The sequence below is a fragment of the Xenorhabdus griffiniae genome (assembly GCF_037265215.1).
Taxonomy (GTDB): domain Bacteria; phylum Pseudomonadota; class Gammaproteobacteria; order Enterobacterales; family Enterobacteriaceae; genus Xenorhabdus; species Xenorhabdus griffiniae.
This window is the reverse complement of the sequence record NZ_CP147737.1, coordinates 2,967,273-2,988,436: the sequence shown is the minus strand read 5'-3', so window position 1 is coordinate 2,988,436 and position 21,164 is coordinate 2,967,273. Positions and strand designations below refer to the sequence as shown.

The 21,164-nt window shown below is 39.1% G+C and carries 22 protein-coding genes and 1 tRNA gene; 11 read left to right on the top strand and 12 right to left on the bottom strand.

The genetic code is table 11. The features are described 5' to 3' along the window. Positions 1–12: 12 nt before the first annotated feature. The 3 genes from nrdB (at position 13) to WDV75_RS13010 (ending at position 2,472) form a co-directional block, all read left to right on the top strand. Entirely contained in the window at positions 13–1,143 is a 1,131-nt protein-coding gene (gene nrdB / locus WDV75_RS13020; RefSeq protein ID WP_189758198.1) for a class Ia ribonucleoside-diphosphate reductase subunit beta, read from the top strand. Between the two features lies 1 nt (position 1,144). Next, positions 1,145–1,411 carry a class I ribonucleotide reductase maintenance protein YfaE gene (gene yfaE / locus WDV75_RS13015; protein WP_273570365.1) on the top strand — a complete coding sequence of 89 codons (267 nt, stop codon included), beginning with the start codon at positions 1,145–1,147 and terminating at the stop codon, positions 1,409–1,411. A gap of 287 nt (positions 1,412–1,698) precedes the next feature. After that, positions 1,699–2,472, top strand: coding sequence for an N-acetylmuramoyl-L-alanine amidase (locus WDV75_RS13010; protein ID WP_273570388.1), 774 nt, complete (start codon positions 1,699–1,701; stop codon positions 2,470–2,472). Between the two features lie 250 nt (positions 2,473–2,722). On the opposite strand, the gene WDV75_RS22155 is transcribed toward WDV75_RS13010, so the two are convergent. Further along, on the bottom strand, positions 2,723–3,064 hold the full coding sequence (locus WDV75_RS22155) for a DUF6693 family protein (RefSeq protein ID WP_420497532.1): 342 nt from the start codon (positions 3,062–3,064) through the stop codon (positions 2,723–2,725). Between the two features lie 738 nt (positions 3,065–3,802). Between WDV75_RS22155 and WDV75_RS13005 the strand changes: the two genes are divergently transcribed. Beyond that, positions 3,803–4,237 (top strand): lysozyme, encoded by a 435-nt coding sequence (locus tag WDV75_RS13005; RefSeq protein WP_189758200.1) that lies wholly within the window; start codon positions 3,803–3,805, stop codon positions 4,235–4,237. Positions 4,238–4,459: 222 nt separating this feature from the next. Here the strand turns inward: WDV75_RS13005 and WDV75_RS13000 are convergent, their stop codons facing one another. Together WDV75_RS13000 and WDV75_RS12995 are read right to left on the bottom strand one after the other, a co-directional pair. Then, on the bottom strand, positions 4,460–4,855 hold the full coding sequence (locus WDV75_RS13000) for a VOC family protein (protein WP_189758201.1): 396 nt from the start codon (positions 4,853–4,855) through the stop codon (positions 4,460–4,462). A gap of 247 nt (positions 4,856–5,102) precedes the next feature. Next, positions 5,103–5,696: a lytic polysaccharide monooxygenase gene (locus tag WDV75_RS12995; protein ID WP_273570364.1), complete on the bottom strand. Its 594-nt coding sequence runs from the start codon at positions 5,694–5,696 to the stop codon at positions 5,103–5,105. Positions 5,697–6,155: 459 nt separating this feature from the next. Between WDV75_RS12995 and WDV75_RS12990 the strand changes: the two genes are divergently transcribed. Continuing rightward, positions 6,156–6,587, top strand: a complete 432-nt coding sequence (locus tag WDV75_RS12990) for an AAC(3) family N-acetyltransferase (RefSeq protein WP_338861204.1) — start codon at positions 6,156–6,158, stop codon at positions 6,585–6,587. A gap of 333 nt (positions 6,588–6,920) precedes the next feature. Here WDV75_RS12990 and WDV75_RS12985 read toward each other — a convergent pair. From WDV75_RS12985 to WDV75_RS12975, 3 genes are all read right to left on the bottom strand, one after another. Beyond that, positions 6,921–6,997, bottom strand: a tRNA-Pro gene (locus WDV75_RS12985). A gap of 75 nt (positions 6,998–7,072) precedes the next feature. After that, positions 7,073–8,812, bottom strand: a complete 1,740-nt coding sequence (yejM, locus tag WDV75_RS12980) for an LPS biosynthesis-modulating metalloenzyme YejM (protein WP_273570363.1) — start codon at positions 8,810–8,812, stop codon at positions 7,073–7,075. Between the two features lie 31 nt (positions 8,813–8,843). Further along, complete coding sequence (locus tag WDV75_RS12975; RefSeq protein ID WP_045971370.1) at positions 8,844–9,071, bottom strand: YejL family protein; 228 nt, start codon at positions 9,069–9,071, stop codon at positions 8,844–8,846. Positions 9,072–9,347: 276 nt separating this feature from the next. Between WDV75_RS12975 and yejK the strand changes: the two genes are divergently transcribed. Next, positions 9,348–10,352, top strand: a complete 1,005-nt coding sequence (yejK, locus tag WDV75_RS12970; RefSeq protein ID WP_189758204.1) for a nucleoid-associated protein YejK — start codon at positions 9,348–9,350, stop codon at positions 10,350–10,352. 81 nt (positions 10,353–10,433) lie between these two features. On the opposite strand, the gene rplY is transcribed toward yejK, so the two are convergent. Continuing rightward, entirely contained in the window at positions 10,434–10,715 is a 282-nt protein-coding gene (rplY, locus tag WDV75_RS12965; protein WP_047679702.1) for a 50S ribosomal protein L25, read from the bottom strand. 178 nt (positions 10,716–10,893) lie between these two features. Next, complete coding sequence (locus WDV75_RS12960) at positions 10,894–12,651, bottom strand: DEAD/DEAH box helicase (RefSeq protein ID WP_273570362.1); 1,758 nt, start codon at positions 12,649–12,651, stop codon at positions 10,894–10,896. Positions 12,652–12,921: 270 nt separating this feature from the next. On the opposite strand from WDV75_RS12960, the gene rsuA reads away from it, so the two are divergent. From rsuA to WDV75_RS12945, 3 genes are all read left to right on the top strand, one after another. Beyond that, complete coding sequence (gene rsuA / locus WDV75_RS12955) at positions 12,922–13,629, top strand: 16S rRNA pseudouridine(516) synthase RsuA (RefSeq protein WP_273570361.1); 708 nt, start codon at positions 12,922–12,924, stop codon at positions 13,627–13,629. 33 nt (positions 13,630–13,662) lie between these two features. Beyond that, entirely contained in the window at positions 13,663–14,853 is a 1,191-nt protein-coding gene (locus tag WDV75_RS12950) for a Bcr/CflA family multidrug efflux MFS transporter (RefSeq protein ID WP_273570360.1), read from the top strand. Between the two features lie 720 nt (positions 14,854–15,573). After that, positions 15,574–15,918: a YejG family protein gene (locus tag WDV75_RS12945; protein ID WP_273570359.1), complete on the top strand. Its 345-nt coding sequence runs from the start codon at positions 15,574–15,576 to the stop codon at positions 15,916–15,918. A gap of 78 nt (positions 15,919–15,996) precedes the next feature. On the opposite strand, the gene mepS is transcribed toward WDV75_RS12945, so the two are convergent. Continuing rightward, complete coding sequence (gene mepS / locus WDV75_RS12940) at positions 15,997–16,584, bottom strand: bifunctional murein DD-endopeptidase/murein LD-carboxypeptidase (protein ID WP_273570358.1); 588 nt, start codon at positions 16,582–16,584, stop codon at positions 15,997–15,999. Between the two features lie 343 nt (positions 16,585–16,927). After that, a complete protein-coding gene (locus WDV75_RS12935) occupies positions 16,928–17,632 on the bottom strand; it encodes a phosphatase PAP2 family protein (protein ID WP_273570357.1) in 705 nt (234 codons plus the stop codon). 569 nt (positions 17,633–18,201) lie between these two features. Between WDV75_RS12935 and WDV75_RS12930 the strand changes: the two genes are divergently transcribed. Both WDV75_RS12930 and WDV75_RS12925 read left to right on the top strand, forming a co-directional pair. Further along, positions 18,202–18,537, top strand: a complete 336-nt coding sequence (locus tag WDV75_RS12930; RefSeq protein ID WP_273570356.1) for a type 1 fimbrial protein — start codon at positions 18,202–18,204, stop codon at positions 18,535–18,537. 282 nt (positions 18,538–18,819) lie between these two features. Continuing rightward, positions 18,820–19,131: a type 1 fimbrial protein gene (locus WDV75_RS12925; RefSeq protein WP_273570355.1), complete on the top strand. Its 312-nt coding sequence runs from the start codon at positions 18,820–18,822 to the stop codon at positions 19,129–19,131. Positions 19,132–19,208: 77 nt separating this feature from the next. Here the strand turns inward: WDV75_RS12925 and yeiP are convergent, their stop codons facing one another. Further along, on the bottom strand, positions 19,209–19,781 hold the full coding sequence (gene yeiP, locus WDV75_RS12920) for an elongation factor P-like protein YeiP (RefSeq protein ID WP_187654945.1): 573 nt from the start codon (positions 19,779–19,781) through the stop codon (positions 19,209–19,211). A 130-nt stretch (positions 19,782–19,911) separates the two neighbouring features. Continuing rightward, positions 19,912–21,156 (bottom strand): tryptophan permease, encoded by a 1,245-nt coding sequence (gene mtr, locus WDV75_RS12915; RefSeq protein ID WP_273570354.1) that lies wholly within the window; start codon positions 21,154–21,156, stop codon positions 19,912–19,914. Positions 21,157–21,164: the final 8 nt, after the last annotated feature.

Sequence of the window (21,164 nt, the reverse complement as noted above, 5' to 3'; positions counted from 1 at the left end):
TTTGAGGAAACTATGTCCTATACCACTTTTTCACAAGTAAAAAATGATCAGCTACAAGAACCGATGTTTTTCGGTCAGTCTGTTAATGTGGCGCGTTTTGATCAGCAAAAATATCCTATTTTTGAGAAGTTGATTGAAAAACAACTTTCCTTCTTCTGGCGTCCAGAAGAAGTGGATGTTTCCCGTGATCGCATTGACTATAACGCGCTGCCAGATCATGAAAAGCATATTTTTATTAGCAACCTAAAATACCAAACGCTATTGGATTCCATTCAAGGCCGTAGCCCGAATGTGGCTTTTCTGCCATTGATTTCCATTCCTGAATTGGAAACATGGGTTGAAACATGGTCGTTTTCAGAAACGATCCACTCGCGTTCTTACACGCATATTATCCGTAATATCGTGAACGATCCTGCTATCGTATTTGATGATATTGTGGAGAACGAACAGATTTTAAAACGCGCCAAAGACATTTCTGCGTATTACGATGATCTGATCGAAATGACTAACTATTACCATCTGTTTGGTGAAGGAACGCATGATGTTTCAGGTAAAACAATTACCGTTAATCTGCGTGAATTGAAAAAGCAACTTTACTTATGCTTGATGAGCGTTAACGCCCTGGAGGCCATCCGCTTCTATGTTAGTTTTGCTTGCTCGTTTGCTTTTGCCGAACGTGAATTGATGGAAGGTAATGCCAAAATTATCAAATTGATTGCTCGTGATGAAGCCTTGCATTTAACGGGAACACAACACATGTTGAACCTGTTGCGCTCTGGTCAGGATGATCCTGAAATGGCGGAAATTGCCAAAGAGTGTGAACAAGAGTGCTACGATCTGTTTGTACAGGCAGCAGAGCAGGAAAAAGAGTGGGCCGATTATTTGTTTAAAGATGGCTCTATGATCGGCCTGAACAAAGATATTCTGTGTCAGTATGTTGAATATATTACTAATATTCGTATGCAGGCGGTTGGCTTGAAGTTACCATTTGAAACCCGTTCTAACCCGATCCCTTGGATCAATTCATGGCTGGTTTCTGATAATGTTCAAGTGGCTCCACAGGAAGTTGAAGTCAGCTCTTACCTGGTTGGTCAGATTGATTCGGAAGTCAATACTGAGGATCTCAGCGGTTTCGAACTCTGATATGGCTGATTACAAAGTTACCCTGCCGTCACGGCAGGGTTTATATATCCATTACTCTTCAGGTTTGCACGACAATTTGTTGGAAGCACTGGAACACGGCAAAATTCAGCTTGAATACCAATGTCGGCAAGGATATTGCGGTTCTTGTCGTGTTCGTCTGGTGAAAGGGAAGGTTGGATATCCTTGTAAGCCACTGGCGTTTGTTAATGAAGGTGAGATTTTACCCTGTAGCTGTTATCCACTGACAGATATTGAAATTGAGCCGTAATTTTCCTTAACATACCAATCTAACTTCAAGATGCGTGTGATTTCTCCCCGCGAAGCGAGGAGAAATCAGGTTTCATATCGTGTTGTAAATTGCAACTTGAAGTTTAATGCGTTGTGGACATATCGCTCATCGCGACGGTATATCCCTATCCCTGCTTGCCTTCTTCACGATGTTCCAAAATAAATAAACAAAACCTTTATTGCTATGTTTGTTCCTTTTATGCTGTTGGTAACAGCGGATTAGAGGTGATTTGGTACACACATCAAAACAAATGAAGGAGAACAATGATGTATAAAATTGATTATAATTCATATCGTTCAACCAAAAGTTTTAACAGACGTTCCCGCTTTTTAGTTATGCACTATACTGCTTTGAACTTTGAGAAATCTATTCAGGCATTGACCGGAGATCTTGTCAGTGCTCACTATTTAATCCCAAACCCAGATGATCCGACTTATCAGGCTGCTGGATTTGATAAAGTTCGCATATTCAATTTGGTTGATGAACTTGAGAGGGCCTGGCATGCAGGAATAAGTAGCTGGGACGGGCGAGAAGGGCTGAATGACACATCCATAGGTATTGAGATTGTGAATGAGGCGAGTGATGATGGCGGTGTATTTACTTTCCCTCCTTATCATCCTGATCAAATTACTGCAATCAAAGAACTAGCTACCAATATCTTACAACGTTACCCGGATATTAAACCGACTCATGTTGTAGGGCATTCAGATATTGCATGGCAAAGAAAAAACGATCCAGGTCCATATTTCCCGTGGAAAGAATTATATGATGCGGGAATTGGAGCATGGTATGACGAAGAAACTAAGCAAAAATATATTGAACAATTCGGACACTGTCTGCCTGATGTCGCCAAGATTTTAGAAAAGTTCAAGCGTTATGGGTATGACATCACTGGTGCAGAAAAAGAAGAAAATTTTCAATCTTTAATTAAAGCATTTCAAATGCACTTCCGTTCGTCATATTATGACGGTGTACCGGATATAGAAACCATCGCCATTTTATATGCCTTGGTTGAAAAATACGTTGATAATAAATCCTGATTTCTGATGGATATCAAATTGCAGCTCATTAATTGGGTTGCAATTTGAAAGATAAAGAAAATATATACGCGTTACCTTTCAAGTTGTTCATTATATACCAATTCAACTTCAAGATGCGTGTTATATTTCCCCTCGTCTTACGGATTGCAACTTGGAATTTATCGAGTATAAGACAACATAGCTCATTGTTTCTCCCCACGAAGCGGGGAGAAATCAGGTTTCATATCATGCAACTTGAAGTTTAATGCGTTTATGCAGAGATCACACGTGTATGATTAATGCAATGCGCTATGATTTTATAAAGATAGACAAAATATAAAAGACCAAATGTAATAAAAGAGAGAATCGCCCAAATCACAACATATCCAATTATTTGGACTAAATTAATCTCACAATTTAATTTGCCTATAATTTGTCCGCTATCTCGATCGATAACATGTGTTTTACTAATGATAAATCGGGTCATATAGTAGGGAAACACGAAGGCACCTAACCCTAATGTCAATAAAATAATCAGGAACCAGATGACGAGATGTAAAATAATCTCAAGTATCCCTAATTCTGATTTTAACTTCAGACTGCGAAAGTCCATCGAATTCATCGTATTCTCCTGATGTTTAGATAAATACGGCAAGCCAGTCAGCATAGACATTTCATGAACACTATGCCTTCATTTTGCTTTTACAGGTTGCCGCTTTGTTGGTTGTTCTCCCGCCTGATAACATATTCAATAAATTGGCTGTTATCTAAGCTACTGAAGGATGTTGCCTTGGCGCAGTATTGCGACTTGAAATTTATTAGGCATATAAGACAAATTTTTCGGAACAGAAGTTCAATGGACAGCGTGTAAATAATGAAACAGGCAAGAAAGCATTTATCTTAGGGCTATAGTGACGATAAAAAAGCCAGTTTTCGGCTGGCTTGTTTTTATATTGTAGCAGCTCTTACATAAAACGAGTCGCTGATAACCGGATAACAACGCAGTGTACGTTTGAGAGGAAAGATTTTACAGATTTCATGATGATTTCCTTTGAGGGTTATAAATTGTGATTTACTTCACGAAAATCTAAATTCTGAGGAAGATTTTATGCTCAAAAGCAAAAGAGTCAAGATATTTATTAAAATATTTTTTTTAAAATTAAAAAAATTTTGTATTAAATAATAATTTATTGATATTTAACGTATTATTTTTTATTTGATTTTTTGTAGAGGCTTTATCACCCAGTATAATTGTAGCTTTTCTGATTGTTTTTTCATCTACACTTGATCTCTGGATTGTTTTTTAGACCAAAAATAACGTTGGTGTTCAATCTGGTAGCGGGAAAAATGAATGAAAATCAGTGAAGACGGCATTAATAAACTTAAAAATTACGAAGGATTGAAATTGAAAGCGTATCCAGATCCTGTCACTGGCGCAGAGCCGTGGACAATTGGATACGGTCATACAAAAGGAGTAGAGCCTGGACAAGTGATAACTATGCAACAGGCTGAGGAATATTTACATCAAGATCTTATCCCGGTTTATGCCGCCATTCAGCAATTAGTGAAAGTACCCCTAACACAAGGACAATTTGATGCATTATGCTCGTTTATTTTCAATTTAGGGATCGGTAATTTTGCTCATTCAACATTATTGAAAAAATTGAATACAGGTGATTACCAAAGTGCAGCAAAGGAGTTTGTGAAATGGGATCATGCCGATGGGAAAGCGGTAGCAGCTTTGCGTATGCGAAGAGAATCTGAGCAGAAAACATTTTTGTCGTAACATGATCAAATAAACATGATGGGTATGATGATTTTTTTAGGCTATCAGAAATAAAAAATATACCAATCTAACTTCAAGGTGCGTGTAATTTCTCCCTGCGAAGCGGGGAGAAATCAGGTTTCATATCGTGTAAATTGCAACTTGAAGTTTAATGCGTATCGAAGTCTAATCAGATTATTACTAATAGCCTAATGAATAAATAATCAACCGTAAAATAAATAACTAAATCTCTGAAGTACCATGTTGTAATACAACACGATAACCATCGATATCTTCGAACGTTTTTCCGTTCTTATCCCAATAAGGATTATAAGAAGGAACGAGAATAAACCCGGCATTTTGCATTGATTTTACATGCTCTTGCCATTCAAGTTCATCTTCTATATAAAATACTAATAAATTATCTTTAGTTGGGGCTTTACCAACATGTGTATTGTGGTGATGAGTGAATTCAAGATGCCAGGAGTGGTTGGGATGTCCTAACATGATACCATCAAAACCATCGTGATCTTTAAATTCTCCTAGTGTGATAAAATCTAAGCCACGACGATACATTTCTGCAATTTTAGTAAGATTATCTGTTGGCCTGGCAATTCTAAGAATAGTTGATTTTTTCATATTTTCCTATGAGTAGGGCTGTGTTAGGTAAATATAGCTTACCTGAAAAGTATCTCCATTTTTTAGAAAAAAGTGCTGGTTACTTTCCAGCACTTTTTGTGCTCATATAATATCTTATACCAATCCAACTTCAAATTGCAGCTTGCAAATCAATGTGATTCTTTATATCCCCCCACGTAGCAGGGAGATATAAGACGCATCTTGAAAGAAAATTAGTATAAATAAAATGTCAGTTTAATTAAAAATATTATTTAATATCAACATCAATAACTTGATAGAAAGCATTGGTAGTATCAGCAATTGTCCACACGCCGAGAATAACATGATAGCCTGAGCGATCAGGAATATCACAATTCAATGAGACAATTTGGCCAGGCCTTTTTCCATCATCAGAGCGCTCACAGAAGGGTTTTAGATCAAATTGAGCACGCGTTAGAGGTTTGTTTGGATCCCAGTCAGGCTTGGTAATATAGAATTGCCATGAAGTGGTGCTATGCCGGGCTGTTATTGTCCATTTAAATTGGTTAGTTCCTTTATTGATAGTGACGTGATGCCAGCGGTCTGTACTTTGTTCATTGAGTTGTTTGAACTGACCGACACCACCACTAGCGATTTGTCCGTCCGGTGGCCCGCCTTGTGGGAATCCTTTGGGGCCTTCAACCGATTGTGGTTCATACGTGACAGGCCCGCAGTTTTTATTGATATTTTTTTTGCATAAAAGTGCCCTGCTTGGTGGTGTGTCGATATATCCATGATTGTGATCTGGATCGGCAATACTAGAGAATGGGATAGCACCAAAGGCTGTCAATCCCACTAAAAGTAGAGACTTTTTAATATTCATAATGAATTTCCTATTTTTTTCCTTACTTAACTGTAAAATAAGTGAATTTACTTTCTTATTATTATGTTAATCATTAATGAAATTTAAATTTCTTATAGAGGAAATGCACAGGAATATTTATAACAAAATTAGTTAATTATAAATACTTAATTTATGATAGAGGTATGCCAGAAAGATATAATTACCGTTGACTCTGAGGCGATTACAGATAGTAGGAAAATATTTTTTTATAAAATTTTCAACAATAAAAATCCCTCCCTGAATCTAGGGAGGGGAAGAGCGAAATAAGAAGCAAATGAGGGTGTACTAAACAAGTAGGATTTGAGTACACCCATATAAGGTAGTCCCAAATGGAAGAATATGCAATAAACCAAACCTAAACAAAGAGTGAAGGTAATAAAATCAACATAGGATTACATATATGATTAAAGCCAAAACCCTGGTGCTTCTGTCGTCGCTATTGGGAATAATGCTGAGTATTTCGTAGAGAAGCATTCATTAGATTATGGCTATGGCAATGATTCACCATTTGCAAAATTGGTAGAGTGTCAGGGAAAAATTCTTATGATTGGCGCTCCATATGAAACCATGAGTCTTTTGCATCATGCTGAACATTTAGCAAATATTCCCAACAAGCGTATTAGGAAAATGGAGATCCCACTATTGCAAGATAACCAAGTAGAATGGGTGATGTTAGAGGAATTTGATACTGTAGATCCTGTTTGTGAACGATTTAATCAAGATTATTTTAAAGATATCGTTGAACATTTTTGTCATGAACATTCAGAGGTTATTATTAAAGGCACTATTGGAGCGGCTAATACACTATTAGTGCCTGCTAAAGAGATATTGGATTATGCCGTACATTGGATGGAGAGTTATCGGTCGTGAAATCAATTCAAAAAAATATATCAACGTTTACAAGCTCACATGACAACATCTTTTTTTGATCAAATGCAGTGTCTTTGGGTTCTGAAAATGTATATACCAATCTAACATCAAGATGCGTGTGATTTTTCCCCGCGAAGCGGAGAGAAATCACGTTTCATATAACGTTGTAAATTACAACTTGAAGTTTTATTCGTATAGAAAAGAGTAAACAAGCAATTATTTTAATAAATTTTAATGTGAAATTTCCATCGGCCATTGTACCAGAATTTTACCAAGAGCAAATTCCAGACATAAAAAAACCAACCCTAACAGGTTGGTTTTTCTAGGGAAATTTGGTCGGCATGATAGGATTTGAACCTACGACCCCCGACACCCCATGACGGTGCGCTACCAAGCTGCGCTACATGCCGATGACTTCCCTTATATTACCGTTTTTTATTTGCAAAGCAAGCCCCTAATTTAGTGAGCGATTGATTTTTAAACGATTAGTTTGCTAAAAATCGTTTCACTTCCGTTAATATTTGTAATAACTGGGCGAGGTTTGGTTTGGCATCCTGAATTTCATTACCATCTAAATCATACAGATGATACTCTCCATCTTTGGAGAGATAGACAGTATTTTGGGCCATTGTAACAATTAATGAACCGTTATCGCCTGTAATAAGCCATGGATTTTCTCTTTGGGCATTAAAAAGATCTTCACCTTGGGAATAATCTTCAGGAGAATTAGTAACGTGCAATAAACGGCGCATTAAGGTTGTCATGATATCTTGATGGCTAGTCAACTTATCGATAGTCTGTGCTGGAGTGCCTGGCCACTGAATTATCAGGGGGACATGGAGCTGTTCACGATTGAATTTATCACCCGTAAACCATTTTGCACTGTTACCTGCTGTGTCTTTACTCTGTTTAGCTGTAATCACAATGATTGTTTTATCTAAGGCGCCTTTAGTTTTCAGGACTTCTAAAACATGGCTGATTTCAGTATCCAGCGCTTTCTTATCAAATTTTCCGGACGAAGGTACAAAGCCGTTAATATCCAGAAATGAGAACCAAGGTGTGGAATCATTGCGCAGATCTAACCATTGGCTCCATTGCCTCACTGTCACGTCATCATTTTGTCTTTTAGCTTCTGGCAATGAATAGTCGGTCAGTATGGCCTGGCGATAAAGGGGTGTCTGAAATCCATCCGAAGAAAAGAGGCCAAATTGATACCCTTGATGTGTCAAGGCATCAATAAGTGCTGAGGATTTTCTGGCGTTAAGAATGCCGTCCAGATAGCCTGATGATATGCCATAGAATAAACCAAATAATGCCGTGTCATCTTGCATACCTGTACTGAAATGCTGAGTGAACTGGATATTGTTCTGCGCGAAATGTTCCAGAGTTGGCATATCATGGGTAATGTCTTGATGATCCAGCCCATCCACGACAAGCAGAAGTAAGTTATAACCGCGCCCAGTGTCCTGATAAGATAAATTATTCAGCGGATAATTGACACTCAAGGCGGTGGGATTGCCTTGTTGATTAACGCGGCGTTGAAATTCTTGCTGATCCAATAGGCCATGTCTTTCAAGGAACTTGCGGGCGGTCATTGGATAAGAAATGGGTAAGTTTGAGCGTTGCATGGTAATTGGGCGGTAGAAATTAGCATCTGCCCAGATGTACATGAGGTGTGAAGCGACAAAAGCAGTAATGAATACTGCAGCCAGTGGCTTACCAAATCGTTGACGGTTCAGGCTACGTAACTTTTGCCAACTCCATGTGCCAAAAAGCATCTGTATTAGAAAAATCAAAGGAATACAGATAAACATCAGTTGCCATTCTCTTGCTAATTCACCTTGTTCTGGGTTGGTGACTAAATCCCAAACCAGTGGAGTTAAATGCAGATGAAAGCGAACATAGATGGAGGAATCAAATATCAGTAGTGTTAAACTTGCTGTTGCCAACGTGGCCGAAAGAAACCTCATTAGCCGCTGAGACATAACGATAAATGTCAGCGGAAATAGAATAAGTAAATAGATGGCAAAGACAATGAAACTGAAATGGCCAAGCCAACTGACCAGCGCGTAGATGCGACCAAACAGTGAACCCGGCCAATCAGATGCAAATAGATAGCGACTGCCCAGCACAAGACTGAACATAATGTTGAACAGTGCGAACCAGTGCCCCCAACTGATCATCTGAGAAACTTTTTCGCGGTAATGCTGACAGCTAGTCACCATATTTTCTTTACGTCAACGTGTTAAATAAAGATTAATGCGCTTTATCTTCGTTGATTGAAGATTGCAACGCGTGTGCAAACGAGTCTGCGATATGTCTGCGTTGGGCAGGAGCAATACTCGTATTGATCAAATTTGTTACCATATTACCCAAAACCATCAAGGTTAGGTCAGTTGGAGTATGGTCTTTCTCGAAAACATTTACTAATTCAGTTAATAAATGTTCAACTTTTTCATCGCTATAGCGAGATGACTGTGGCATAAATCAAAAATCCTGAATGTACAAAGCCCCATATCTTACCGTATAGAGAGGGGATTTTCTGCTTTTTTTATGACAAATTAACTCTCTGTTGCCGGAGTTGTTGCCAATATTGAATATTGCTGCATCATTTTAATCTTTGATATGCAGGATGTTGGCAATTAAATGGCGAATATTTTTGCCAATTGGGTTTTTGGTTGCAGCAGAAAGATAACGATGTTTGAATACGCCGCTAACCGCTCGGCCCTATATGGTCAACGTTGCAAAGGAGTATAAATAATGAGTCTGGAAATTACCCAGATCGCGTTACATCGGTTGATTAAACGTGATGAACAGACGTTGGAAGTGATTTTGCGTGATGCTTTGCTGGATACCAACCAAGTGGTTGAAGAGATGATGGCAGAGTTGCATCGTGTATACAGCGCGAAAAGTAAAGCTTACGGTTTGTTCAATGAAGAAAGTGAGCTGGCGGGATCACTCCGTCATCTACGTAAAGGAGATGACGATTTTCTCGGTTTTAGTCGGGCTGCAACTGTTCGCTTAAAAGATGAGCTGGCGAAGTATCCGTTTGCCGAAGGGGGAACGGTGTTGTTTTGCCAATATCGTTATCTTGCCGTGGAATATTTACTGATTGCTGTTCTTAACAGCTGTAATAGCACATCCGTCAATGATGAACTTGATGTAAATACAACACAATATCTTGATATTCCCCATGCTGATATCATTGCAAGAATCGATCTAACTGAATGGGAAACCAATCCTGAATCCAGCCGCTATCTGACTTTTTTAAAAGGACGGGTAGGGCGCAAGGTTTCAGACTTTTTTATGGATTTTCTCGCCGCCAGTGAAGGTATGAATGCCAAAGTTCAAAATAAAGGTTTGTTGCAGGCTTTAGATGATTATTGTGAGTCGGCACAGTTAGATAAAAATGAACGCCAGGCTTATCGTCAGCAAGTTTATGGTTACTGTAATGAACAGTTACAGGCGGGCGAGGAGATTAAGTTACAAGAACTCTCCCAAGAGTTACCCGCGTTGGGTGAGCAAAACTTTCAGCAATTTTCGCAGGAAAAGGGCTATGAATTGGAAGAAAGCTTTCCTGCTGATCGCGGAACGTTACGCCAACTAACAAAATTTGCAGGCAGTGGTGGAGGATTAACCATTAACTTTGATGCTATGTTGATGGGAGAACGCATTTTTTGGGACCCAGTCACAGATACATTGACGATTAAGGGAACACCACCGAATCTGCGCGATCAACTGCAACGCCATGGTGGTAATCGCTAGATTAGCCGCTGTAAAAATAAATAACGCCGCAATTGCGGCGTTATTTACTCGGCGTCCCGATAAAAGCTCGACTGTGGCTAATTAAGCACGCAGGAAATCGATATGCGTCAGTTTAGGTTTAAACGGATGACGCTGTACTGCCTGCACTTTAACTTTAGTTTCTTTACCATCAACAACCAGAGTCAAAACTTCGTAAAATTCTGGTTTGCTTTCGTGGTTGATAACTGCATCGTGATCCAGTTCGATAGAAACTGGCTCTTGGTTACCACCATAGATGATTGCTGGAAACTTGTTAGCTCTACGCAGGCGGCGGCTCGCACCTTTGCCCTGCTCTTTACGTACTTCTGCATTAATAGTTAACATTATTTTTTCTCTGTAAAAGAAGAAAATAAATCCTGCTACAGGCGACCCAGCAGCAGGTTCGATACTTGGCTTAACATGTATTATTACGCTAAGCGGGCGGCATTCTAGCGAAAAACCGATATGACAGCAAATATAAATATGCTTTCCAGTTGGTTAGTGGATGGTCTATCTGACATATTTAGTACAAGTCATCAGCCCGTCTAAATCGCCCTTGATAGTCAAAAATCTTTTCTCTAATTTGCCAAAATTGCCCTTTTTTACGCGCGACAACAAAATCAGGATGACGCAATAAAGAAAATTGATTAGCAACGTCTGCCGCGGCTCTCCAGTGAAAAACGGTTCCTGGTGCACGTTGATGTTGGCGAAGGAATTGCAGTTCAAACACTTTCTTTTGGGCCGAGGTCGATAAACGGAACAATTCAGATACGTCCGCACCATCTTCATCGTAATAGGTGATTTTTAGCCATTCTCCTTTATTGTCGTGACCTGGTGTTAATTGCATACCACCACAACGCAGCACCAGGGCATCTTTTAGTTTTAGAGCGGCTTTCAGCATATCATCGGGATCGACGAGCACTTCTTCACAACGATGACAGCGTCGGGCCGCGATATCGTTTTCTGCACCACAATGGGGGCATGATTTAAAACGGAAACGAAAATCACATTGTTGACGTTTCCCATTTTCGTCTTCTTCCCAACCTTGGCAGCGTCGCCCAAAATGCTCAACGATCTCTCCATCTGTCGTGCATATCCCCCAGAAAGTATTCGCAAATTGACAGATAGGGCAAAATACCTGGACGGGCTGGCTTTGTGAGTTGGGTTTACTGTTACCGATTTCAGGTGTGTAAAGGTCGTGGGGATTGCCTGCATAATCTAAAATCAAGCAATCTTTTTTGTCAGGAAATAAACGTAAGCCGCGCCCGACGATCTGCTGATAAAGGCTGATCGATTCTGTTGGGCGCAATATGGCGATTAAATCAACATGGGGAGCATCGAATCCTGTTGTGAGTACGGCAACATTGACCATATAGCGGAGTTGCTGTTCTTTGAATGCCGTAATTAAGTGATCCCGTTCAGATGGTAGGGTATCTGCGCTGACAAATGCGGCTTGTCCTGTAGGCAGCAATTGGAAGATTTCTTTGGCATGTTCGACTGTCGCGGCGAAAATCATCACACCTTTTCGATTTTGTGCATATTCAATGATCTGTCTAATGATATGAGGAGTGATACGCTTTTGGCGTTTAAGCTCCCGATTTAATTCTGCTTCATTGAATATCCCTTGCTGACTGGTTCGTACCTGACTGAAATCATATTGCATTACAGGCATGTCCAATCTTTCTGGAGAAACCAGAAAATGATGCTTAATCATATAACGCAATGGAAGATCATAAATACAATCGCGAAAGAAACTACGTTCATCACCACGGATCATGCCATGATAATGATATTGATATATCCAGCCAGCACTAAGACGATAAGGTGTTGCGGTTAAACCCAAGATGCGGATTTGGGGATTGTTTTTTCGAAGTTGTTGGATAATTTGTTGGTATTGGCTGTTTTCGTCATCACTGATGCGGTGGCATTCATCGATGATTAGCAGTGAAAAATGGTGGTCAAAGCAATCCAGGTTGCGGGCAATAGACTGAATACTGCCAAAAACCACTTTTCCTGTACTTTGTTTTTGATTTAGCCCTGCGGAAAAGATATCTGCATCCAATCCATAAGCACAATATTTGCTGTGATTCTGCGCAACAAGTTCTTTGACATGTGCCAGTACCAAAACACGACCATGAGCCAGCTTTGCCAATTCCGCGATGACAAGGCTTTTACCTGCCCCTGTTGGTAAAACAATAACGGCGGGATCTCTGTGCTGGCGAAAATAGCGAATGGTTGCGTCTACCGCTTCTTGTTGATAAGGACGTAAAGTAAAAGCCATTTTTATGTTACTGTCACAAATATCAGGTAAAAGATAATTACGGTAGAGAATAACATTTTTCTTTGAAGCCTGCCGTTGAGAAATCATTCACCATTATTTTTTTAGGATCAGGTGGGCTATAACGTGTAACTTATTGTTGCTATAGTTACTGGCGTGATGATTTTTCTATAAATTATCTGTTTAATCTTGTATCCCAATAGTGGCCTTGAGGTTGTTCATAATATCAAGGACATGTTCATCTGTGTTTATTTTTGTCAGGTACATCTATTCATGCGATTGGATAAATTTTTATCACAACAATTAGGTATTAGCCGCAACGATGTGGGGCGCGAGTTGCGGGCAGGGCTAGTCACTGTCGATGATGAGGTCATCAAAACAGGAGCCTATAAATTGAAGCCTAATCAGCAAGTTGCCTATGATGGCACGATATTGCAACAACTCAATGGTCCACGTTATTTCATGCTGAATAAACCCCAGGGATATGTATGTTCGACAGATGATCCGGCAAACCCGACAATTTTGTATTTTATCGATGAGCCTGTTGCTCATAAATTACATTCAGCAGGGCGTTTGGATATCGATACGACAGGGTTGGTTTTGTTGACTGATGATGGTCAATGGTCGCACCGTATTACATCCCCTAAACATCACTGCGAAAAAACTTATCTTGTGACATTGGAACATCCAGTCTCTGGGGATACTGCGCAAAAATTTTTGGCAGGGGTGCAGTTAAATGGGGAAAAAACACTGACAAAACCCGCACAAATGGAAATTATCGAGCCTCAACGTGTTCGTTTGACTATTAGCGAAGGACGTTATCACCAAGTAAAACGCATGTTTGCCGCAGTGGGAAATCATGTTGTTGCTCTTCATCGGGAGCGAATCGGCGAAATTTATCTCGATCCGGCATTAGAGCCAGGAGAATATCGGGCGCTGACTGATAATGAGATCAACAGCATACAAATGCCAACCCCTTAATTTTTATCCTTCAATTGATTCAGGAGTAACTGCGTGCAACAACAGCGTTCGTCCTATTTGGGATTAGTTTTGATCCTTGGTTTGCTTTCTATGTTAATGCCATTGGCAATTGATATGTATTTGCCGAGTATGCCAACGATTGCTGAGAGTTTTGGTGTCAGTGATGGTTTGGTACAGATGACGTTGAGTAGCTATATTTTGGGTTTTGCTATTGGACAAATGATTTATGGGCCAATGTCGGATAGCTTAGGACGTAAGCCAGTCATTTTGGGAGGTGTCATTGTTTTTGCTATCTCTTCTGCTGCATGTGCTTTAGCGCAAGATATTGATACCTTTATTTCCATGCGTTTCTTACATGGATTTTCTGCTGCGGCTGCCGGTGTTGTCATCAATGCTTTGATGCGCGATAGATTCACAAAAGAGGAGTTTTCCCGCAGCATGTCTTTTGTGACATTGGTGATGATCATCGCCCCGTTATTGGCTCCCATGTTGGGTGGGATATTGATGGTATGGTTTAACTGGCATGCTATTTTCTGGTCGATTGCCCTGGTTGCAGTCATTACTGTTACCCTAGTGGCTCTCTTCATAGAAGAGACATTACCTAAAGAGAAAAGGCAAAAATTTAACTTAAAAACTACTGTAAGACAGTTCGTCATGCTGTTTCGGCAACGCCAGGTACTTTGTTACATCTTAGCGAGTGGTTTTTCCTTTGCTGGAATGTTCTCTTTTCTCAGTGTTGGGGCATTTGTATACATCAAATTGAACGGTGTACCTGCGCAGCATTTTGGTTATTATTTCGGGCTGAATATTATTTTTCTGTTCATCATGGCAACTATCAATAGTCAGTGTGTACGCAAATATGGCCCATTAAAAATGTTGCATATTGGGCTGTTTATTCAATTTGTCGTGGGATTATGGTTATTGTTTAGCACCTTGTTTGATCTGGGATTTATTTCTCTGGTTATGGGCGTTGCCATTTATATCAGCGGAATTTCCATGATTACGTCTAACACGATGGCTGTTGTGTTGGACGATTATCCCCACATGGCCGGAACAGTTTCTTCACTGGCAGGAACCATCCGTTTTAGCATCGCTGCATCGGTGGGCGCTATTTTGTCTCTATTGCCTGAGGAGAATGCCTGGCCGATGGTAGGCTCAATGGCATTATGTGTGACATTAGCAATGATGCTTATTATCTATGCACGTAGTGAATCGTATAAATAATCAGCATCATAAATAAAGTGTCGTGTTCTGAGAATAATCCAGTTCAGGTATAAAATGTTTTTAAAGGCCATCTGCCAATAGGGGATGGCCTTTTTTATTTAAGTGTTTTTCCTAAAGTGCTTTGAGCCTTTATACGCGTTACCTTTCAAGTTGCTCATTATAAGACAACATAACTCATTGTTTCTCGCCGCGAAGCGGGGAGAAACATGTGCATCTTGAAGTGAGATGGGTATAGAGGGTTATTGATTAACCTGATAAACAGGAAATATCGAGTAATCATCAAAAAATGGAGGAAATTTTTAATACTATCATATCAGGTTAACGCTGAAATGTTGCTTTTTTGTTAATTTATAATAATGGCTTTATGTCTATGGAAGGTTATAGGGTTGTCATTATTTAACCTATTGTAAATAAAAAGATTGTGGTTCTATTGGCATTCAGTAACATTTGAAAGAAACAAATATGTAAATAAATCTTGAATTAAAGGTTGCTGTTTTGCATAAAAATAAGTTGAATTTTTTACCTAAACAGTATAAATATATATAAAATGCGAGCTGGGTCGCACTTTTTTTAAAGCAGGAAGTGAAGTAAGTGCGGTAACACGATTTTTATTTTAACCTTTTATTTACTTTTTTGTTGGGTGGTTATTCGGTTTTGACGAATCGATAATCTACAGCTGGTGGTTAGATGTATTAATGTTGTTTCTGATAGGAATGATACGTGAATAATATCCAACTTTCGGTAGTACACAGACTGCCGCAAAGTTATCGGTGGTCAACTGGCTTCGTTGGTACAAAAGTTGAGATTTTACCAGCAGAAGAGACAGATTTAGGAAATAGCCTAATGGGGCTGAAATTATTAAGCCATGAGGGTGAAAAAGCACGGGAAATTTTGCATGTTATTAATCAGTCTATTGCTGATATGCAAATACCGAGTGCTGTGATTGAGTGGGAGGGAGAACCCTGTTTGTTTTTTGCTAAGGAAGATGAGAGTGCAGTGATATGTCGTTTGAAGACGTTAGGTGCTGCAATTGCAGAAAATATAACTGCGCTGTACCCACTATGATTTTACCCATTGATAAAAAACGCTTCTTAAATGGAAGCGTTTTTTAATGTCTGCAAGGAAAGATACGTTAGGTGTCCGTCAAACCGAGGTTTTTATGTTATCTGATAACACTCGTCTGGCTCCATAGTAGCGTTTACTCCAGTAAGTATCGGTCAATTTGGAAACGATAACCCCATTACTGGTTGAAGCATGGACAAATTGATTATTGCCGATGTAGATACCGACATGGCGCCTACGAACTCCTGTCTTAAACAGTACCAAGTCACCAGCCCGTAATTTAGAGCGACTCACGGTTTGCCCTATATTTTGTTGTTCTAATGTGGAACGTGGTAACTCCATACCAAATTGATCATGAAAAGTACGTTGCACAAAAGCGGAACAATCGATACCGCGTTTGGTGTTTCCACCTAGCCGATAGGCTACACCTTTCCAGTCAGCGTATTGATTGAGTATTTTAGACTTAATATCTAACTTGTTGACCAGAGTTTCAAATTCATCCTGAGATGCTTGCAGTAAATAATGTTTTCCAGTGTTTACTGCATGCGTCTCAGTTTGTTTATTGCGTAGGTTAGAATCTGGTGAACTACATGCGGTCAGTGCTGCTGCCGCTATGATTGCGGGTATCAGCCGCAAGATGTATCTCAGTGTTGGTTTAGATTTAACCATTTATTGATTTTTCCTTGCAGTCCTTAACGTGACTTTCACCACCATGAAAACACTAAATGTTCTAAAGCCTAGTCAGAATAGGGTGAATTAACAAATTTCTTGTCCATAAAGTGTGCGAAGAAACACATTTTATTATTATCTTTACAAAACATATTATTTTAATAAACAGGACGCAGAAAAGATTACTGAAATCATGAGTAAAAAGCGAGAGACAAAAAGAGTTCTTTACAAAAAATTGGGTTAGGAACTAATAGGTTAGAATGGTTTGTTGCTATTTTATACTGTTTTGAACAGTATAAGATGATATTGAGGAGATAACAGGCATCTCCTCAATATTATGAGTTTAATTATCGCGTCTAATATGCGGTAATTTTTTGTCTAGCCATGTTGCCATCATATCACTTAATGGGGTGAGCAATATCCAGCTCATGCCGATCAACGTTAAAGATAAAGAGCCTACTGCAATATCTGTAAACCAGTGAGCACCTGCCATAACACGGGGAAGAGCAAAAGCAACCATAATCAGTAGAGCAATGCAGAATGCACTGCGGGAAATATAACGCAGAATGAAGCTGCTGAAAATTAAGAGCATTAATCCGTGATCACCAGGGAAACTGTCTTTAGAGGAGTCTTTTGTATGCCAACTGGTCATTTCGTTGATGCGATTAACATTTTCAAATGTCAGCGTTGGACTTGGACGGCTGACGGGGATTTGATGGCCTATTTGATTAATGATAATGGCAGAGATCAGCATCACTAGCCCAATCATGAAAAGTCGGCGCTTGCCGGTGTAGTCTTGTTTGCGAAACGCGCTGTAATAAAGTAAGCCCATGCATAAAAGTGATATGACATCGAATGCCCTGACATTCGCGATAGCGACAAATAGGGAAAATTTCGAATCGGGTAATAATTTTTCATTGAAAAAATAAAAAATAGTAGAATCAATGTGGAACCAAAAACCGTGATTCTCAGGCAAGTACCATGAGAGGAACAGAGCAATACCAAGGATATTGAGAATAAATATAGCGAACGGGTGACTGCGAGTCATGAGATACCTATTTAACACGTAAAGTGGAGCTTGGTAGACAGATTAACTTGGGAAAGGACTATAACAAAATTTATGAGAAAGCGTAATCACCATCAGATGCTGTGGTTAAGAGATAGCTATATCAGTATATTTGTATATACGCATGCAACTTCAGGTTGCAATTTACAACACGATATGAAACCTGATTTCTCCCCGCTTCGCGCGGATAAATCACACACATCTTGAAGTTAGATTGGTATAGTTCACCGCTAAACTTTATTGTTATCAAATATGTAAATAGATTTATGATATCGGAAAAATAGCTAAATCACTACGGCAGTACCGATAATATATATTTGATGCAATGTCAGCACCTGACTATTATTAAATAACTATCAATTGATTTTATCATATTCTAACTTATTAGAATATTATATCGAATTGTGGTTCGAATTAATAAAAAGTATAAAGAAAAAGTTTCATTTGACGTTATATCGTTATATAGCAGAGCGTTACGCCATTATCTGGTTTTCAAATTAGCGCGGGGCTAAAGTTGAAAAAAAGATAATAATACTTGTTGTGGAGGTTGAATGCTTATGTTGCTAATGTTACGAAAAATGACAACTTTTTTGTTCGTGTCTTTATCTTATTATCCTGTAATGGCGAATTCTCCATCATCCTCCAGTTCTGGCACTATTTACTTCCATGGTGTTATCGTTGAGTCCCCGTGCCAACTGAGTTGGGATAAAAAGCATACTGAAATGGTCTGTTGGTATATTGGTAAACAGTTAACTAAAGAAAAAAGATTAGAATATCAAAAGGATAGTAAATCTCCATTATCTATGGAAAAACATATTGGAACAGAAGAAATAAAATGGGTCGGAAAAAATAAGGAATTGGGTATTGTTACTATAACTTATCATTAAATGTTACATAAAAGTATAATAATTATTTATTTTAGCTAAATAATATAATATAAAATCAATAAACTTATCCGTGATTTAGTTCAAATAATGATTATTAATAACAGTTTTGTGAATTAATCAATAATAATAGTGTGCCTATTTTTTAATTAAAAAATGACTTTTGATATTTATCAATAAAAGTTCTCAATGTCGTATTTTTCTTACGTGAAATAGTTATTATGGAGATGAAGGAATAAAAGGTAGCTGAGTTTTAGTTAATGGAAAAACGAAAGTGAGGTAACCATGAAAAATTATCTTAAGCTGTTAATGAGTTGTTTATTGGTTTCATGGCTTTCTTATGGATATGCCGAATCTAACGGAGGAATCATTCGGTTTTCAGGTGCGATTGTTGATCCAGGATGTCAAGTTGTTATATCAAACACTCAAGCCAATATCTCTTGCTATCGATTAGGTAAAAATCTCACTGTTAAACACATCATTTCAACTCACAAAACGAAAGGCGATGTCATGCTTCCTGGTAACATCGGTGTTTCCAGAGTGAAGTGGACTGACAATCAGAAACGTGTGGCAATTGTTAATGTGGATTACTTCTAACTTCAACGACTATGAGTTGCTCTTTTGATGAGAATAACGTTCGATACAAAGAGCAACTCATATTTAAGGATCAAGAATTAGTCACAACGTCCCATATAGCGACGCTCTGCAATATGAATGCGGATTTTTTCACCAGAACTCAAATATTCAGGAACTTGAATAGTCAATCCTGTACTCATTTTAGCCGGTTTAGTGCGAGCACTCGCTGATGCCCCCTTAATACCTGGTGATGTCTCCTCAATGACCATATCAACAGTTTGGGGCAATTCAAGTGCTAACAATTGCCCGTCCATTGTCAGGACCTGCATTCCTGGCAGACCTTCTTCGGGAATAAATAACAGTTCTTCTTCGATTTGATCTTTTTTGAAGTGATAAGGGGTGAAATCTTCGTCATCCATAAAGATATATTCATCACCATCAATATAAGAAAAACTGACACTACGGCGGGTCAATGTGATGGTTTCAAGAATGTCATCACCTTTGAAACGTTCTTCCACTTTTTGACCAGTACGAATATCAGTAAAACGCATCTTATATAGCGTGCTGGCACCGCGTGCGCTAGGTGATTGAATATCGATGTCTTTAACTAATAATAGCTTTCCATTGTAGCTGATTGCAGCGCCGCGCTTAATTTCATTGGCTTTAGCCATAGATACCTTCCGTAGAAACAAGGAAATAGTGGAATGAATATTTAAGTGGCGACAAAATTACTCGCAGTTGGTCTATTAGGCAAGAGGTGAATGTATACCCCAGTAAAAATACTGGGGTAGAAGAAAAATATTAACGATAAACTGGCAACACATCAAACAAAGAGAGAATGTGTGCTAGCGCATTTATCAAACCGAATAGGATAACAAAAACAATCAAAAAGTTACCGCCTGGTGCCCGATAGCTGGATGTCGGAAAGCGTTGACGGCTTGCCCGGGCCATTAAAGCCGGAACAATCACTGCCCAAATAGTTGCTGCCAGGCCAGCAAAACCGATTGCATATAGGAAACCGTTGGGAAAAATCAGTGACAATGCAGTCGGGGGAACGAATGTAATCAGTGCTGTTTTAAAACGGCCATTGCGATTGTCATCAAATCTAAAGCAGTCTGCCAGGTAATCAAACAATCCTAATGATACGCCTAAGAATGAACTCGCCAAAGCCATATATGAGAAGGCATTTAAGAATTGCGTTATTGCCGTATTATCAGAAGTATGATCCATTTGCTGCAATAGGTTACCAATATTACCGCCATCAGCAATGATTTGCTTAAAGGCTTCACGTGGGATATTTCCCTGAATGACGTACTGCCATAAAATGTAAATCGCTAATGTTATTAATGTCCCGTATAGCAAGCTGCGTGTAACGGCCTTACTGTCTTTATGGTAATACTTAACCAGCCCAGGAACGTTACCGTGATAGCCAAATGAAGCCAGTAAATAAGGTAAGGAGACTAAAGCATAGGGTAAATAGTCTGAATTGGTATTGGCTTGATCAAATAAGATAGCTGGTTTAACTTCAGTAAACATGCCGCCGACGGACATAATAAAGGTAATGACCATGCCGCCTATCAAGATAGTGCTTAAGCGATCTACGGCTTTAGTCGATACCCAAACAATAAAGGCAACGATAAAGGCAAAACATAATCCAGATATTGATTGAGGTAACGGGATAATGCTTTCGATATTGTGAGAAAGAATTGATCCACCGGCTGAAATATAAGCATAAGTTAAGATATACAGAACAAAAGCGATAGATAAGTCATTGAGAGAACTCCAGCCTTTGCCGAGCAAATCCTTGGTAACAGTATGGAAACTGGAACCCGCAGGGTAATTCATATTGGCTTCCAGAATCATCAGACCAGAGAAATACATACAGGTACAGGTATACAACAGCAAAATGATTGATCCTGTAAACCAGACACCTGATGTGACAATCGGAATGGAAAACATACCTGCGCCGACAGCAGTACCGGCAATGATCATAGCGCCACCAAATATAGAGGGGCGTTTCAAATTGTGCGTTACCTCAATGGTCATATAGACTC

Bases quoted from the DNA above. Each gene is read 5' to 3' on its own strand.
- yeiP (WP_187654945.1), bottom strand. From the start codon at position 19,781: ATGGCTAAAGCCAATGAAATTAAGCGCGGCGCTGCAATCAGCTACAAT.
- yejK (WP_189758204.1), top strand. From the start codon at position 9,348: ATGAGTCTGGAAATTACCCAGATCGCGTTACATCGGTTGATTAAACGT.
- nrdB (WP_189758198.1), top strand. From the start codon at position 13: ATGTCCTATACCACTTTTTCACAAGTAAAAAATGATCAGCTACAAGAA.
- mtr (WP_273570354.1), bottom strand. From the start codon at position 21,156: ATGACCATTGAGGTAACGCACAATTTGAAACGCCCCTCTATATTTGGT.
- WDV75_RS12925 (WP_273570355.1), top strand. From the start codon at position 18,820: ATGAAAAATTATCTTAAGCTGTTAATGAGTTGTTTATTGGTTTCATGG.
- WDV75_RS13010 (WP_273570388.1), top strand. From the start codon at position 1,699: ATGTATAAAATTGATTATAATTCATATCGTTCAACCAAAAGTTTTAAC.
- WDV75_RS12960 (WP_273570362.1), bottom strand. From the start codon at position 12,651: ATGGCTTTTACTTTACGTCCTTATCAACAAGAAGCGGTAGACGCAACC.
- mepS (WP_273570358.1), bottom strand. From the start codon at position 16,584: ATGGTTAAATCTAAACCAACACTGAGATACATCTTGCGGCTGATACCC.
- WDV75_RS13000 (WP_189758201.1), bottom strand. From the start codon at position 4,855: ATGAAAAAATCAACTATTCTTAGAATTGCCAGGCCAACAGATAATCTT.
- WDV75_RS12975 (WP_045971370.1), bottom strand. From the start codon at position 9,071: ATGCCACAGTCATCTCGCTATAGCGATGAAAAAGTTGAACATTTATTA.
- rsuA (WP_273570361.1), top strand. From the start codon at position 12,922: ATGCGATTGGATAAATTTTTATCACAACAATTAGGTATTAGCCGCAAC.
- WDV75_RS12930 (WP_273570356.1), top strand. From the start codon at position 18,202: ATGCTTATGTTGCTAATGTTACGAAAAATGACAACTTTTTTGTTCGTG.
- WDV75_RS13005 (WP_189758200.1), top strand. From the start codon at position 3,803: ATGAAAATCAGTGAAGACGGCATTAATAAACTTAAAAATTACGAAGGA.
- WDV75_RS12995 (WP_273570364.1), bottom strand. From the start codon at position 5,696: ATGAATATTAAAAAGTCTCTACTTTTAGTGGGATTGACAGCCTTTGGT.
- yfaE (WP_273570365.1), top strand. From the start codon at position 1,145: ATGGCTGATTACAAAGTTACCCTGCCGTCACGGCAGGGTTTATATATC.
- WDV75_RS12935 (WP_273570357.1), bottom strand. From the start codon at position 17,632: ATGACTCGCAGTCACCCGTTCGCTATATTTATTCTCAATATCCTTGGT.
- yejM (WP_273570363.1), bottom strand. From the start codon at position 8,812: ATGGTGACTAGCTGTCAGCATTACCGCGAAAAAGTTTCTCAGATGATC.
- WDV75_RS22155 (WP_420497532.1), bottom strand. From the start codon at position 3,064: ATGGACTTTCGCAGTCTGAAGTTAAAATCAGAATTAGGGATACTTGAG.
- rplY (WP_047679702.1), bottom strand. From the start codon at position 10,715: ATGTTAACTATTAATGCAGAAGTACGTAAAGAGCAGGGCAAAGGTGCG.